A 15,420-nucleotide genomic window follows, 5' to 3' on the forward strand; every position below is an offset into this window, starting at 1 on the left:
AATGACAAAAATCTTTCGCCGAGCAACCGAACGCTCAAAAAAAGGGCAAAAGAACAATTACCGATAAGAATAAGCGAGTAATCATATAAAAAATAAGCAAGAACCAAAAGAACTAATTTGGTTCTTGCTCATGCTAAATAGTCTCTATTTAGCAGTTTTCTTTTACGATATCAGCAATGTACTGTGCTGACTGATTCACTAGCGCGTCATCCTCGCCTTCAACCATAACACGCAGCAGTGGCTCTGTGCCCGATTTACGAAGTAGTATACGACCTTTATCACCAAGATCCGCTTCCGCTTTCGCTACCGCCTGTTTTACAGCTTCTGCTTCTAACGGGTTTGCATCGCCACTGAAACGCACGTTAATCAGCACTTGTGGGTAGAGCGTCATGCCACTTGCGAGCTCATTGAGCGACATCTTCGCACCAATCACAGAAGCAAGCACTTGCAGCGCAGCCACGATAGCATCACCCGTCGTGACTTTATCAAGCAGGATAACGTGACCTGAGTTTTCTGCACCGATGCGCCAGTCACGCTCAAGCAATTGTTCCATGACATAGCGGTCACCAACGGCTGCGCGAACGAATGGGATTCCAAGCTGCTTAAGACCATTTTCCATACCTAGGTTGGTCATTAGAGTACCGACAACACCACCTTTTAGCTCGCCACGACGTAGTGCGTCACGGGCGATAATGTAGGCAATTTGGTCGCCATCCACTTTGTTACCTAGGTGATCGACCATGATGATGCGGTCGCCATCACCATCAAAAGCAAGGCCAAGGTCGGCTTTTTCTTCAACCACTTTTGCTTGTAGAGCTCGTACGTCCGTGGCACCCACTTCAGCGTTAATGTTGGTACCATCTGGGTCAACACCAATAGAAATTAGCTCAGCGCCAAGCTCTTTAAATACTGAAGGTGCAATCTTATAAGTGGCACCGTGAGCACAATCGATAACGATTTTTAGACCAGCTAGGCTTAAATCATGTGGGAAGGTGCTCTTACAAAACTCGATATAACGACCCGCAGCATCGGTCAAACGACTTGCTTTACCAAGCTCTGACGACTCAACACACTCAATTTCTTTATCCAGCTCTTCTTCAATCGCTAGCTCAATTGAGTCAGGAAGCTTTGTCCCCTCAGAAGAGAAGAACTTAATGCCGTTGTCATAATATGGGTTATGCGAAGCTGAAATAACGATGCCAGCTTCCGCGCGGAAGGTCTGGGTTAGATAAGCCACAGCAGGTGTTGGCAATGGACCAGTAAAGATGGCTTTTAGACCCGCAGCAGAAAGACCCGCCTCTAGAGCCGATTCCAACATATAGCCAGAGATACGCGTGTCTTTACCGATGATCACTTTTTTTGTGCCTTGCTTTGCAAGAACACGACCTGCAGCCCAGCCTAGTTTAAGTACAAAGTCAGGTGTAATTGGGTATTGACCCACTTTTCCACGAACACCGTCGGTACCAAAATAACGTCGTTGTGACATTCTATTTCCTTATTCGTTTTTATAAATTTGATTGCATCATCTGAACGATTTTCATCGCCTCAACGGTTTCCACCGCATCATGAACGCGGATAATCTGTGCCCCTTTCGCGGCAGCGAGCGTCGCACAGGCAAGGCTTCCCGCTAAACAATCCGCGGGGGCTTTATCTAACAATTTGAAAATCATTGATTTACGCGACATACCAGCAAGAATAGGCAATTCAAATTGATGGAATTTATCTAGATGCGCTAGCAGATGATAATTATGTTCGAGTGTTTTGCCAAATCCAAACCCTGGATCTAGGATGAGTTTATCACGAGAAATGCCGGCAGCTTCGCACGCAGAGATACGTTCTTGTAAGAATTCCGCCACGTCTTTCAAAAGATCCTCATAGGTCGGATTCATTTGCATAGTGCGCGGCTGGCCTTGCATGTGCATCAGACAAATCGGCACTCCTGCCTTAGCCGCCACTTCTAAAGCACCCGGTTCTTGAAGTGCACGGACATCATTAATGATATCCGCCCCCGCCTCTACCGCTTGACGCATCACTTCTGCCTTACTCGTATCGACAGAAATCCACACGTCATGCCGTTCACGGATGGCTTTAATGACCAGGATAACACGCTTTAGCTCTTCTTGTAGTTCAACATCTGGCGCTCCAGGTCGCGTTGACTCGCCACCTACATCGACAATGGTAACCCCAGACGCAACCATAGCGTCAACTTGTTCAAGCGCGGCATCAACCGAATTGAATTTCCCACCATCGGAGAATGAGTCTGGCGTGACATTGACGATGCCCATGACTTGGGGCGTATCGAGAGAGAGTGTTTTGTTGTTTGCTTGTAAAATCATAACTGCTTTAAACGACAAAAGCCCCGAGCTAGGCTCGGGGCTTAATCACAAGTGGTTACTCTGAGTCTTTCTTAGTTGGCTCAGAAGACACGTTTTCTGCCTTTGTTTCTGAGTCAGCGGCTGGCGCAGCTGGCTCTTCTGCTTTAGGCTCTTCAGCTTTAGGCTCAGGCTTAGCCTCTGCCTTTTCTTGCTGCGCTGCAGCTTGGTCAGCCCAGCCTGCTGGCTCACGAATATCCGATTTGCGCTCCATCAGGTCATCAATCTGACCTGCATCGATGGTCTCGTATTTTACAAGCGCATCTTTCATGGCGTGCATGATATCCATGTTGTCTTCGAGTATCTGCTTAGCACGATCGTAGTTTCGGTCAATCAAGAGACGAACTTCTTCGTCAATCAGTTTCGCCGTTTCACCCGATACGTGTTTCGTTTGGGTTACGCTACGACCTAGGAACACTTCACCTTCATCTTCCGCGTACAGTAGAGGACCCAGTTTTTCCGAGAAGCCCCACTGTGTCACCATCTTACGAGCGATATCTGTCGCACGTTCGATATCGTTTGATGCGCCTGTTGATACTTTGTCTTTACCGTAGATAAGTTCTTCGGCCAGACGACCGCCGTACAAGCTTGAGATCATCGACTCAAGGTGCTGACGAGACATGCTCACACGGTCTTGCTCTGGTAGGTACATAGTCACACCCAGTGCACGACCACGTGGAATGATAGATACCTTGTACACAGGATCGTGCTCAGGAACCAAGCGACCAACGATGGCGTGACCCGCTTCGTGGTATGCCGTTGACTCTTTGGTTTCTTCAGAAAGCACCATAGAGCGGCGCTCTGCACCCATCATGATCTTGTCTTTCGCTAGTTCGAACTCAACCATAGACACGTTGCGTTTGTTACCACGCGCTGCAAACAGAGCAGCTTCGTTTACTAGGTTAGCAAGGTCTGCACCAGAGAAGCCTGGCGTACCACGTGCGATCAAAGATGGCTCAACGTCTGACGCTAGAGGTACTTTGCGCATGTGTACTTTCAAGATCTGTTCACGACCACGTACATCAGGTAGACCAACCACAACTTGACGGTCAAAACGACCAGGGCGAAGTAGTGCTGGGTCAAGTACGTCAGGACGGTTAGTTGCTGCAATAACGATGATACCTTCGTTACCTTCGAAACCATCCATCTCTACAAGCATTTGGTTAAGGGTTTGCTCACGCTCATCGTGACCACCACCAACACCAGCGCCACGCTGACGACCTACCGCATCGATTTCATCGATGAAGATGATACAAGGTGCTGCTTTCTTCGCTTGTTCGAACATGTCACGCACACGAGATGCACCAACACCCACGAACATTTCTACGAAGTCAGAACCAGAAATCGTAAAAAACGGTACCTTCGCTTCGCCGGCAATTGCTTTAGCAAGAAGCGTTTTACCAGTACCTGGAGGACCAACCATTAGAACACCCGTTGGGATCTTACCGCCCAGCTTCTGGAAGCGGCTTGGATCACGTAGGTAGTCTACGAGCTCTTTAACGTCCTCTTTTGCTTCGTCACAACCTGCAACGTCAGCGAACGTGGTTTTAATCTGTTCTTCGCTCATCATGCGAGCTTTACTCTTACCGAACGACATAGCGCCTTTACCGCCGCCGCCTTGCATCTGGCGCATGAAGAAAATCCAGACACCGATAAGAAGAATCATAGGGAACCACGAGATGAAGATAGTGCCAAGCAGGCTCTGCTCTTCCGGTGGCGTACCCGAAACTTTCACGTTTTGATTAATTAGGTCATCAAGAAGTTTTTGATCATAAACTGGCATGTAAGTCACAAAACGACTGCCACCGCCACGACGAGTAAAGGTTATCTCGCTGTCTTTGAATTGAGCTTCTTGAATCTGGCCATTGCCAACTTCCTGTACGAACGTGGTGTAATCTACCGCTCGACCGTTACTTTCTCCCGGCCCAAAGCTTTGGAATACCGACATCAACACAACGGCGATGACTAACCACAAAATTAAATTCTTTGCCATGTCACTCAAGGTGTCAGCCTCTCGATAACTAATTGTAATTAAAGGTAGGGTACTACAGTTTTTAGGCTGTAGCTACATTGTTAATTTTGTCTTTGTAAACTAATGTTCAGCCTTTGAAACCATTAGCCACAATAAACACCTCACGAGAGCGAGCTCTAGATGAGTCAGGCTTGCGAATCTTCACAACTTTGAAGGCTTCACGTACCTGTTTTACGTATTCATCAAACCCTTCGCCTTGGAACACTTTCACGACGAAACTGCCGCCAGGTGCTAAAGTTTGATGACACATATCTAATGCTAGTTCAACAAGATACATTGCTCTAGGCTGATCGACAGATAAGTTTCCTGCCATGTTCGGAGCCATATCAGACATTACTACGTCGACCATATCCGGTTGGATTCTTTCTAATAGTGCATCGAGCACCGCTTCTTCACGAAAATCGCCCTGAAGGAAGCTCACACCAGAGATAGGATCCATTGGCAACAAGTCACAGGCAATCACCTGTCCTTCGTCGCCAACGACTTTAGCTGCGTATTGAGACCACCCACCAGGAGCAGCACCAAGGTCAACCACAGTCATCCCAGGTTTCAGTAGCTTATCTTTATTTTGAATCTCTTCAATCTTAAAGATAGCACGTGAACGATAGCCTTTTCGTCTGGCCTCGTTGGCATATTTATCATCAAAATGCTCTTTTAGCCAACGACCAGAACTGGCCGAATGTTTTTGCTTACTCATTCAATTTCCAACTCGATAAGGGCAAGCCCTTAGAATAAAGTATAGTCTTCGTCATTAGATGGCGTTAAAATACGACTTTTCAACCCTAATAGTAAATAAATTTGGCCGCGTTATGAACCTAAGCACCAAACAAAAACAGCACCTAAAAGGCCTAGCACACGCACTGAAACCCGTTGTGCTTATGGGCGCAAATGGACTAACAGAGGCTGTTCTAGCGGAAATCGAAATCGCTCTTGACCACCACGAACTGATTAAAGTGAAAGTGGCGTCAGAAGACCGTGAAACTAAACTGCTGATTATCGACGCAATTGTGCGCGAAACGAAAGCGGAAAAAGTTCAGGTTATCGGTAAGACTCTTGTTCTTTACCGTCAGTCAGAGCAAAAGAAAATCGAACTGCCACGCAAGTAATTTGTTGAACAGTTGATTTTATAGAAACAATTTGTTTCAAAGTGGAAAAGGTCGCATCTGCGGCCTTTTCATTTTTCCGACAAGGGGTATCTGTCAAACGAGTTCGATGCCACCATCATGCAGGCACAAAAAAAGCCGCCAATTTGGCGACTTTCTTTCGACCTTTCAGTCAACAACGCAGCTTACACGTAAGCAACCTTGTCAATTTCGAAGTCTTTTTGACCGCCAGGAGTCACGATTGTCACTTCGTCACCTTCCATTTTACCGATAAGGCCACGCGCGATCGGTGAGCTTACTGAGATACGACCAGCTTTAATATCTGCTTCGTCATCACCCACGATTTGGTAAGTCTGCTCAGCATCCGTATCGATATCAATTAGAGTCACAGTAGAGCCAAAGATGATCTTGCCCGTGTTGTCTAGCTTAGTCACATCGATAACTTGCGCTACAGACAGCTTGTATTCAATATCACGAATTTGCGCTTCACAGATGCCCTGCTCTTCACGAGCCGCGTGATATTCTGCGTTCTCTTTTAGGTCGCCAAGTTCACGCGCTTCTGCAATTGCTTCAGAAATCTGTGGACGAAGTTTAAGTAGACGATCTAGCTCTTCACGTAGCTGCTGTTCGCCACGTACAGTCATTGGAACCTTTTCCATTATAACAACCTCTTTTCCAAAGCATCCTTTGGACAATAAAACCCTACTCAAGCAAGCCTGAGTACAATTTGAAAAATAAACTGGATTAAGCCTAGTGTAATCAATCCGTGGATACAAATCACTGAGATTCAGATATTAAGGTAATGGGCACACCCGACTACTTGCACTGGCTATAATGCTCTTAGTTAAGAGGATCGGAATAGATCCCTTCGAGCAACGCAACAATATAGCCTAGTTGGCTTTGATTTCGCAAGGCTAACTGCATTTAGGTTAGCACGAAAATGTGAGCGATGTAGATTCACTATATCGAAGCCGTACAAAGACTATCCGATACCACTTTTTGCGAAAATTTAACGCTTTATCTCGACTTAATAGGTTGCTAGCCTACATTAAAACTAAGCCCATTCTTCTTTGAACCGCCATGACACCTAAACTCTCACTCAGCTGTCTTCTGCTTTTTTCATCATCGATATTTGCCGCCGGCATCGATGCCAGCAAGCACTTACCATACGGCAGTCGAAATGCACAGCTAATCGCGCCACTCTCAAGCCCAGATCAGCCTCTTATCGCGGAAAATACCGATCAATTCTTTCCACCCGCGAGTACGCTCAAAGTCGTCACAGCTTTGGCAGCAAAGCTGACGCTACCCGATAGTTTTCGATTTGAAACCACGCTTTATACGTCAGGCAATGACCTGATCATCAAGTATTCAGGAGATCCTACCTTTAGTCGAGCATCACTGACGACTATGCTCAAAGAGGCTAAATCAGAAGTAGGTTCACGCTTTAATAATATTTGGTTAGATGACCGAGCTTTCGCAGGCTATCAGCGCGGTGTTGGGTGGCCTTGGGATATTCTTGGGGTTTGCTACAGCGCTCCAGCGTCGGCCATTACCCTTGACGGTAATTGTGTCCAAGGCGCGCTCTACACCAATAGCAATGGTTCCACACGGGTTAATATCCCATCACACCAGCCTGTCAGTGCATCAACTACTGCGCTTAGCGTATCCAAACAACAACAAGAGCAAAGTCATTGCGACCTAGAGCTCGAAGTCAGCCCAAATAACCAGTACTCGATTAGTGGCTGCGCGGTGCAACGTCAGTCCCCCATCCCCCCTTAAATTTGCTGTCTCTTCTCCTGAGCAATTTACAGTCGACGTAATTAAATCTGAGTTACAACGCCTTGGCGTCACGCTCTCAGGTGAAGTGAGTGTAGGTACGCCCAACATAACCAGCCAGAAGCCACTGTTCGTCCAGCGTTCTCGTCCGCTGAATGACCTGCTTGCTGTCATGCTCAAAGATTCCAACAACCTCTATGCGGATAACATCACCAAAACCCTAGGCGCGACCTACTTTAATGAGCCCGGCTCTTTTAACAACGGTACTGAAGCGATTAAAGCCATTTTGAAAGATAAAGCGGGCATCGATCTTGAACTCGCCGTGCTTGAAGATGGCTCAGGGTTATCTCGTAATAACCGTGTGACAGCCAATCAGATGCAGCAAGTCCTTAGCTACATCCATAACAATGACAGCCAATTAAAACTCGCTCGATTGATGCCAGTCTCAGGAAATAACGGCACGCTAAAGTATCGCTCAAGCATGCGAAAAGCCCCTATAAAGGGCGCAATTGTCGCCAAAAGTGGTTCACTGTTCGGTACTTACAATATGATGGGATTTGGCCTGGGTAGCAAAGGAGAGCGTGAGAGCTTGTTCGTGCAATTTGTGACGGACTATCACCCTCAGAAGCCTACGACGAGCAAACCTGTAGAGTCGCCGCTCACCCAGTTCGAGAAAGCCTATTATCGACAAGTCGTCGATTACAGTTTCTCGTTAGAACGCTCAAACAACAAAGCGCAGCAATAGCTGCGCTTTGCGTTCTCTGCGATTAGATAGCCGAGTTCTTGAGTGGTTAAGACAATCCTAAGAAGTGATTGACCACAGTGAAGTAAATCCACATACCTGAGATATCAACGATAGAGGCTAGCACTGGGCTCACAAGCACTGCTGGGTCCAGTTTGAATACACGTGCAATGATTGGTAGCACGCCACCCAATGTCGTGGACACTGTGACCTGAATAAACAGTGCCACGGCAATGGCCATCGCAATCAAGTTAATATCAAAGCCGCCCGCTGAGTTTGCATCGCCAAAGACCAGTATGCGCCCTACCATCACGAGTGCAACAGCTGCCGCAAGACAGACCGCCACGCGGCTTTCTTTCCACAACACGGCAAGCCACTGCCTTTTGCGTAGCTCGCCTGTCGCTAAGGCGCGAATGACCAAGGTCGCAGCCTGAGTACCTGTATTACCACCAGCGGCGGCGATCACCGGCATATAGACGGCAAGCAGTACAAGCTGGCTAAGCGTATCTTCATACTGAGCAATAATAAGCCCAGATACTATACCCAATAGAGCCAACGTAATGATCCAGCCAATACGTTGTTTAACGTGCTCGAGTACACCTGTTGTTAGATAGCCACCTGTGGTTTCCGCTTCTGGAGTGAATTAACCCCAAATGGTGAGCGAACAGTCTTGCTCGCTTGTCGTGACCTTGTAGATCAAGTTCTTCAATTAGAAATTGCACTTGCCCTAAGGCACAGTGTTGTAGCACACCTACTGCTTCATCAATCGGCATCACTGTCAGTAAGTTCAGTTGCTGATCTGTGTCGTATTGTAGGAATGCTTTTGTTGCTGCACTGATCTCCTCTTCCGAGAAGCGAGGTGCTGCATTTTCAATATATGTATTGCTCATTACCGTCATGGCGAATCTCCCGATTAGCGTTGGTAACGACCATCAAAACGTCAGCTCTCTATGGGCGCAGTTAGACACAGCACAACTGCCATGCAACAAGCACACTTATAGAGTGACTAAATAGAAGAAAGGAGAAAAATATCAGGGTGTTACAGAAAGGAAATACACCTACCTCAACGGTAGGAGCGAAGATCGCAATTACCGACGTGAGGCTATTCTTCTCCTTTCATACTAGGAGGATGGTCGGTATTGTTCATAGTTATCTCCGAAAAAACTACCCTACTGGTAGCGCGGCGTAGGATACCAAAATACGACTGTGAGTAAAGTCCAATTTCGGTATAGAAATCTTTTTTTACTTTTGTTCATATAAGTGTCATTGCACAGGCACGAACTCGTTGTTTTTCTTTATTCTTAATCGACAAAAACGCAATAAAAACGCCGCGTGAGAAACGCGGCGTTTTCGATAGACATTGATATCCCTATCAATCGACAACCTTCACTTGAAGCTCTCTTGGCACCTCAAAGAACATGTTCTCCTCTCGGCCTAAGACTTCTTCCACGTCATCAGCACCTAGGGCTTTGATTCTGTCGATGATTTGATTAACCAGTTCTTCTGGCGCTGACGCACCCGCGGTCACGCCAACCAGACCTTTACCTTCAAACCACTCTGCTTCAATCAGATCAGGCGTGTCTGTGAGGTATGCCGGTGTACCCAGTTTTTCTGCAAGCTCTTTCAGACGCGTCGAATTCGAAGAGTTAGTAGAACCTACGACAACCATAACATCCACGGCACCAGCGAGTTCACGGACTGCATCTTGGCGGTTTTGCGTTGCATAGCAGATGTCGTCTTTACGAGGGCCTTGGATCTCAGGGAACACTTCGCGAAGCTTATCAATCACATCCGCGGTTTCATCCACAGACAGTGTGGTTTGACTCACGTAATGAAGGTTACTTGGGTCTTTAACCTCGAGCGTTAGTACGTCTTCTGGACGCTCAACAAGGTACATGCCGCCAGTCTCACTTGAGTACTGACCCATAGTCCCTTCCACCTCTGGGTGACCTGCATGGCCAATAAGCACTACTTCCATATTACGGCGACTCGCACGAGCCACTTCCATATGGACCTTAGTTACCAGCGGACAAGTCGCATCAAATACCGTCAGTTCACGCGCTTTTGCTTCTTTACGAACCGCTTGAGACACACCGTGAGCTGAAAAGATCACAATGTTGTCATCAGGCACTTCACTCAGTTCCTCAACAAAGATCGCTCCACGCTGTTTAAGGCCTTCAACCACAAAGCGGTTGTGTACCACTTCATGACGGACATAGATTGGCGGCTGATACATCTCAAGCGCGCGCTCAACAATGCTGATCGCTCGGTCTACACCCGCACAAAAGCCACGTGGGTTAGCTAGTTTAATTTTCATTTCATTACTCATTGAGGAACCGCTATTACTTATCGTATTTATCTGAGTGGTTTTATTCTACTTCGAGAATTTCAACTTCAAAGGTGACATCTTGGCCTGCTAACGGGTGATTAAAGTCCACCGTTACCGAATCGCCCGCAATATCCGTAATGATACCAGGGATCTCCATACCATCAGGACCTGAGAAGGCCATTATTGTACCGACTTCAACCTCAGAGTCACCTACAAACTTTGCGCGATCCATGTGGTGAACATTATCTGGATTTGGCATTCCAAACGCATCTACTGCTTTTAACTCAATGGCTTTGTTGTCACCAGACGTCAAACCCACCAAGCATTTTTCAAAATTGTCACTTAAGCTACCGTCACCAATAATAAATTTGGCTGGCTTACCCATATTATGGGTGCTGTCGGCTACAGAGCCATCGCTCAGCTTAATAGTAAAATGGAGGGTGACAGCGCTATCTTGGGAAATGATGCTCACGTTACGGCTTCCTTGTGTTATTGAGTCTGTGTCGATTGATACGCACAGCAGCTCTTTATCATTTAGCTTGTTATATAAAAAAGCGCCGTGCATATCAACGCACAGCGCTTAAGGTTATTCATTATCTGCGCTACTTTTGCTCTTTATTGCGAAAGCTATCGATAATGATCATCGCCGCACCGATACAGATCGCCATGTCTGCTAGGTTGAAAGCAGGCCAATGATAGTTACCCCAGTAAAAGTCCAAGTAGTCGACAACAAAGCCATGAACCACGCGGTCAAAGACATTACCTACTGCGCCGCCGATGATCATCGCATAAGCAATGTTGTTCCACTTCTCTTTTGCCGGAAGCTTGCTCATCCAATAGGTCAGCATACCGGTGACGACAAACGCGATGCCGGTGAACAGCCAGCGCTGCCAACCTGCCTGGTCGCTTAAAAAGCTAAATGCTGCACCATAGTTATGGACGTAGAGCAAATTGAAGAATGGCAAGATTTCAATTCGATTTGCCCAACCGTAACCCATGTTATCCATGACTACGAGCTTGATGCTGATATCAGCAATAAAAATCACCACCGCTAGCCAAAGCCAGCGTACACCTGATTGTCGAAATGTGATTGCCGTTTCGCTCATCTGTTTCCTTTATCGCTACCTTTGGTAGCAAACACTCAATGAATTATATGTTCAATCAGTTAGCTGATAAAAACAACCCCAGTAAAAACTGGGGCTGTTAAATCTTTCAAAAGTTCCGGTTAGCTTACCATTAAGCGAACTTACGAACTTCGCCTTCACCGTCTACGTTCGATACGCAGCGACCACAAATCTTCTCGTGACCCGCGATAGTACCTACGTCAGGAGTGTGATGCCAACAACGGTCACACTTCTCATTTTCAGTAGCTGCTACTTCAACGAATAGACCTTCTAGGTCTGTTGCTTTCGCTGCATCTGTCTTCTCAGACATTGGCTTAACCGCTGCTGCAGACGTTAGCAATACAAAACGTAGCTCGTCTTCTAGTTTGCTAAGCTTCGCCGTTAGCGCATCATCAGCAAACAGTGTGATTTCAGCCTGCAGTGCACCACCGATGGTTTTCTCGCTACGCGCCGCTTCAAGCTGCTTGTTTACTGCATCACGAACCGTTTGGATTTCAGCCCAGAACTCGTTGTTCAGTTCTTCGCCTTCAGCAAGACCGAACAGACCTTCGAACCACTCGCCAGCGAACACAAACTTCTCACGCTTGCCTGGCATTTCGTTCCAGATTTCATCAGCAGTGAACGACATGATAGGTGCCATCCAACGAACAAGTGCTTCAACGATGTAGTAAAGCGCTGTCTGACAGCTGCGCTGTGCGTGGCCGCCCAGTTTCGCTGTGTACTGACGGTCTTTAATAACGTCTAGGTAGAACGAGCCCATTTCGATAGAGCAGAACTGCATTAGACGCTGAGTCACGCCGTGCGTGTTGTACTCTTCGTATGCTTTTACGATCTCTTCTTGAGCCGCTAGCGCGCGACCTACCGCCCAGCGATCCAGTGCCACCATTTCTTCTGCTGGTACTAGGTCAGTTTCTGGGTTGAAACCGTTTAGGTTTGCTAGGAAGAAACGAGCCGTGTTACGGATACGACGGTAAGCATCTGCAGAGCGTTTTAGGATTTCATCAGAAACCGCAACTTCGCCAGTGTAGTCAGTCGATGCTACCCATAGACGCAGGATGTCCGCACCTAGCTTGTTAGTCACATCTTTTGGCGCAACAACGTTACCGATTGACTTAGACATCTTACGGCCGTGACCATCCACTACGAAGCCGTGCGTTAGCACTTGCTTGTATGGCGCTTCGTCTTTCATCGCGATAGATGAAATCAGCGAAGACTGGAACCAACCACGGTGTTGGTCAGAACCTTCTAGGTATAGGTCTGCACTGTTGCCGTTAAATTCTTCACGAGAATCTACAACAGAGTAGTGAGTCACACCAGAATCGAACCAAACGTCGAGTGTATCCAGAACTTTCTCGTACTGGTCAGCGTCGTCGCCAAGTAGGTCTGCAATCTCTACGTCCCACCAAGCTTGGATGCCCTTCTCTTCCACTAGCTGAGCGACTTTTTCAATCAGCTCTAGCGAGTTTGGATGAAGTTCTGCGGTCTCTTTGTGAACGAATAGAGCGATAGGCACACCCCAAGTACGTTGACGAGAGATACACCACTCAGGGCGACCTTCAATCATGCCTTCGATACGGCTTTGACCCCACTCAGGCATCCACTCAACACCCTTGATTGACTCTAATGCTTTTGCACGTAGACCCGCTTGGTCCATAGATACGAACCACTGAGGTGTTGCACGGAAGATGATTGGCGTTTTATGGCGCCAGCAGTGTGGGTAGCTGTGCTCGTAAGCGTGATGATGAAGTAGCGCACCTTTTTCTTTCAGTACTTCTACAACCGCATCGTTCGCTTTAAACACGTGTTGACCTGCAAATAGCTCAGTATCAGGCAAGTAAACGCCGTTTGAGCCTACTGGGTTTGCCACTTCTAGATCGTACTTTTGACCAACTGCGAAGTCTTCTTGGCCGTGGCCTGGTGCTGTGTGAACCACACCGGTACCCGATTCAGTCGTTACGTGATCGCCTAGGATCGCCGGAACAGTGAAGTCGTAGAATGGGTGGTTGAACTGAGAAAGCTCTAGATCCGCACCTTTCGCAAAACCAAGGTTGTGGAAGTGTTCGATACCAGCACGATCCATCACGTCTTTCGCAAGCTCTGAAGCCACGATAATACGCTCTGGGTTGTCGCCTTCAGTTTGGATAAGTACGTACTCAAGATCGTCACGTAGACAAACCGCACGGTTAGCTGGCAGCGTCCATGGTGTGGTCGTCCAGATAACAATTGAGATGTCACCCTGACCTTCATGACCTTCGCTTAGTGCGAACTTAGACACTAGCGCCGCTTCGTCTGCCGCTTTAAAGCGTACGTCGATAGAAGGAGAAACTTTATCTTTGTACTCTACTTCAGCTTCAGCAAGTGCAGAACCACAGTCTGTACACCAGTGAACTGGCTTGAAGCCTTTTAGTAGGTGGCCGTTATCAGCGATCTTACCTAGAGCACGAATGATGTTTGCTTCAGTGGCAAAGTCCATAGTGCGGTAAGGCTTGTCCCACTCACCAAGAATACCTAGACGCTTGAAGCTCTCTTTCTGACCTTCAACCTGGCCTGCCGCGTATTGGCGACATTTCTCACGGAATTCAGCCGCAGTCACTTTTTGACCCGGCTTACCCACTTTCTTCTCTACCATTAGTTCGATAGGCAGACCGTGGCAATCCCAACCTGGAATATATGGTGCGTCAAAACCTGAAAGTGTTTTGGATTTAATAATAATGTCTTTAAGAATCTTGTTTAGAGCGTGACCAATGTGAATGTCACCATTCGCATATGGAGGGCCATCGTGCAGCACGAAGGATTTTTTGCCTTTCTTAGCTTTACGGATCTCACCGTAAAGATCTTCTTTGTACCAACGCTTAAGCATTTCTGGCTCACGATTGGCCAGGTTGCCGCGCATTGGAAACCCTGTTTCAGGTAGGTTCAGGGTATCTTTATACTCACTCATCGATTCTTAATTCCGTTGTATTGGGCGAAAGTTAGACATTATGTTAGCGGTGGAATCTTCCGCTAACCCTTAAACTGACGTAGCCACACCCTTGCTACATCAGCATCCAATTCTATTTGCTGCTTAAGCAGCTCCAATGACTCAAATTTTTTCTCATCACGGATTTTATGAAGCAGTGCCACTTCAATTTGTTGACCATAGAGGTTGCCCTCGTAATCAAAGATATGCACTTCAAGATCTGGCGTTGTCCCCGCAACCGTTGGCTTTTTACCTACATTGGCAATGCCCGGTAGCGGCTTATCATCAACACCAAACACCTGCACCGCATAAACGCCGCGGACAGGAACGACATAACGCTTAAGTGAAATATTGGCGGTTGGAAACCCAAAGCCACGCGCTAGCTTTTGACCATGGGCAACACGCCCGGACAAAGTATAGTGACGCCCCAACATTTCTGCGCTTGCATCGAGCTCGTCATTGGCAAGAGCCTGACGAATGGCCGTTGAAGAGACTCGAGTCTCCTCAACACGAAAACTTGCCGTATTCACAACCTCAAAACCGAACTCTTCGCCCGCTTTTTGAAGCATCTCGAAATTGCCTTCACGCCCTTTACCAAAGCGGAAGTCATCACCGATGACAAGGAACTTAACACCCAATTTACCCACCAACAAGTCTCGAATAAAAGACTCCGCCGTTAAGCTGGCAAATCGCTGATTAAAGTTCACACACAATAGGCGGTCCAGTTCCATTTTCTCAAGCAGTTCGTACTTATCACGCAACCGTGTCAAACGCGCTGGCGCTTTGTCTTTGGCAAACAGCTCCATAGGTTGAGGCTCGAATGTCATGACAACCGCAGGCAAACCCAGTTGCGATGCTTTCTGCTTGACTTGATTCAGTACGCGCTGATGTCCGAGGTGAACACCATCAAAATTGCCGATGGTTAAAACGCAGCCATGGTGCTGATTTTTAAGGTTATGTATGCCTCGAATGAGTTCCATGAA

11 protein-coding genes and 2 pseudogenes are annotated in these 15,420 nt (G+C 47.3%); 2 read left to right on the forward strand and 11 right to left on the reverse strand.

Annotated elements, in window-relative coordinates:
• Positions 1–148 precede the first annotated feature (148 nt).
• The 4 genes from glmM to rlmE form a co-directional block, all read right to left on the reverse strand.
• Positions 149–1,486, reverse strand: a complete 1,338-nt coding sequence (gene glmM / locus AC6I8Y_RS13520; RefSeq protein ID WP_498020343.1) for a phosphoglucosamine mutase — start codon at positions 1,484–1,486, stop codon at positions 149–151.
• Between the two features lie 19 nt (positions 1,487–1,505).
• The gene (folP, locus tag AC6I8Y_RS13525) at positions 1,506–2,336 is read right to left on the reverse strand and encodes a dihydropteroate synthase (RefSeq protein WP_498020344.1); all 831 of its coding nucleotides are present in this window, start codon (positions 2,334–2,336) and stop codon (positions 1,506–1,508) included.
• A 55-nt stretch (positions 2,337–2,391) separates the two neighbouring features.
• Positions 2,392–4,365 carry an ATP-dependent zinc metalloprotease FtsH gene (gene ftsH / locus AC6I8Y_RS13530; RefSeq protein WP_394150802.1) on the reverse strand — a complete coding sequence of 658 codons (1,974 nt, stop codon included), beginning with the start codon at positions 4,363–4,365 and terminating at the stop codon, positions 2,392–2,394.
• A gap of 106 nt (positions 4,366–4,471) precedes the next feature.
• Entirely contained in the window at positions 4,472–5,101 is a 630-nt protein-coding gene (gene rlmE / locus AC6I8Y_RS13535) for a 23S rRNA (uridine(2552)-2'-O)-methyltransferase RlmE (protein WP_042496566.1), read from the reverse strand.
• 112 nt (positions 5,102–5,213) lie between these two features.
• On the opposite strand from rlmE, the gene yhbY reads away from it, so the two are divergent.
• Complete coding sequence (gene yhbY, locus AC6I8Y_RS13540) at positions 5,214–5,510, forward strand: ribosome assembly RNA-binding protein YhbY (protein ID WP_042473875.1); 297 nt, start codon at positions 5,214–5,216, stop codon at positions 5,508–5,510.
• Between the two features lie 182 nt (positions 5,511–5,692).
• On the opposite strand, the gene greA is transcribed toward yhbY, so the two are convergent.
• Positions 5,693–6,166, reverse strand: a complete 474-nt coding sequence (gene greA, locus AC6I8Y_RS13545; protein ID WP_252012377.1) for a transcription elongation factor GreA — start codon at positions 6,164–6,166, stop codon at positions 5,693–5,695.
• A gap of 421 nt (positions 6,167–6,587) precedes the next feature.
• Between greA and dacB the strand changes: the two are divergent.
• Positions 6,588–8,028: pseudogene (gene dacB / locus AC6I8Y_RS13550) on the forward strand (serine-type D-Ala-D-Ala carboxypeptidase).
• A gap of 46 nt (positions 8,029–8,074) precedes the next feature.
• On the opposite strand, the pseudogene AC6I8Y_RS13555 reads toward dacB, so the two are convergent.
• The 6 genes and pseudogenes from AC6I8Y_RS13555 to ribF all read right to left on the reverse strand — a co-directional run bounded on the left by AC6I8Y_RS13555 (position 8,075) and on the right by ribF (position 15,417).
• A pseudogene (locus AC6I8Y_RS13555) lies at positions 8,075–8,924 on the reverse strand (magnesium transporter).
• A gap of 473 nt (positions 8,925–9,397) precedes the next feature.
• Positions 9,398–10,354, reverse strand: coding sequence for a 4-hydroxy-3-methylbut-2-enyl diphosphate reductase (gene ispH / locus AC6I8Y_RS13560; protein WP_081935933.1), 957 nt, complete (start codon positions 10,352–10,354; stop codon positions 9,398–9,400).
• Positions 10,355–10,394: 40 nt separating this feature from the next.
• On the reverse strand, positions 10,395–10,826 hold the full coding sequence (fkpB, locus tag AC6I8Y_RS13565) for an FKBP-type peptidyl-prolyl cis-trans isomerase (protein WP_042473872.1): 432 nt from the start codon (positions 10,824–10,826) through the stop codon (positions 10,395–10,397).
• Between the two features lie 130 nt (positions 10,827–10,956).
• Positions 10,957–11,460, reverse strand: a complete 504-nt coding sequence (gene lspA, locus AC6I8Y_RS13570) for a signal peptidase II (protein WP_042473570.1) — start codon at positions 11,458–11,460, stop codon at positions 10,957–10,959.
• Between the two features lie 130 nt (positions 11,461–11,590).
• On the reverse strand, positions 11,591–14,419 hold the full coding sequence (gene ileS / locus AC6I8Y_RS13575) for an isoleucine--tRNA ligase (protein WP_498017715.1): 2,829 nt from the start codon (positions 14,417–14,419) through the stop codon (positions 11,591–11,593).
• A 62-nt stretch (positions 14,420–14,481) separates the two neighbouring features.
• On the reverse strand, positions 14,482–15,417 hold the full coding sequence (gene ribF, locus AC6I8Y_RS13580) for a bifunctional riboflavin kinase/FAD synthetase (RefSeq protein ID WP_042473567.1): 936 nt from the start codon (positions 15,415–15,417) through the stop codon (positions 14,482–14,484).
• Between the last annotated feature and the right edge of the window lie 3 nt (positions 15,418–15,420).

This window comes from Vibrio sp. KUL78 (assembly GCF_059725505.1).

Bases quoted from the DNA above. Each gene is read 5' to 3' on its own strand.
- ispH (WP_081935933.1), bottom strand. From the start codon at position 10,354: ATGAGTAATGAAATGAAAATTAAACTAGCTAACCCACGTGGCTTTTGT.
- folP (WP_498020344.1), bottom strand. From the start codon at position 2,336: ATGATTTTACAAGCAAACAACAAAACACTCTCTCTCGATACGCCCCAA.
- yhbY (WP_042473875.1), top strand. From the start codon at position 5,214: ATGAACCTAAGCACCAAACAAAAACAGCACCTAAAAGGCCTAGCACAC.
- ftsH (WP_394150802.1), bottom strand. From the start codon at position 4,365: ATGGCAAAGAATTTAATTTTGTGGTTAGTCATCGCCGTTGTGTTGATG.
- lspA (WP_042473570.1), bottom strand. From the start codon at position 11,460: ATGAGCGAAACGGCAATCACATTTCGACAATCAGGTGTACGCTGGCTT.
- ribF (WP_042473567.1), bottom strand. From the start codon at position 15,417: ATGGAACTCATTCGAGGCATACATAACCTTAAAAATCAGCACCATGGC.
- greA (WP_252012377.1), bottom strand. From the start codon at position 6,166: ATGGAAAAGGTTCCAATGACTGTACGTGGCGAACAGCAGCTACGTGAA.
- ileS (WP_498017715.1), bottom strand. From the start codon at position 14,419: ATGAGTGAGTATAAAGATACCCTGAACCTACCTGAAACAGGGTTTCCA.
- glmM (WP_498020343.1), bottom strand. From the start codon at position 1,486: ATGTCACAACGACGTTATTTTGGTACCGACGGTGTTCGTGGAAAAGTG.
- rlmE (WP_042496566.1), bottom strand. From the start codon at position 5,101: ATGAGTAAGCAAAAACATTCGGCCAGTTCTGGTCGTTGGCTAAAAGAG.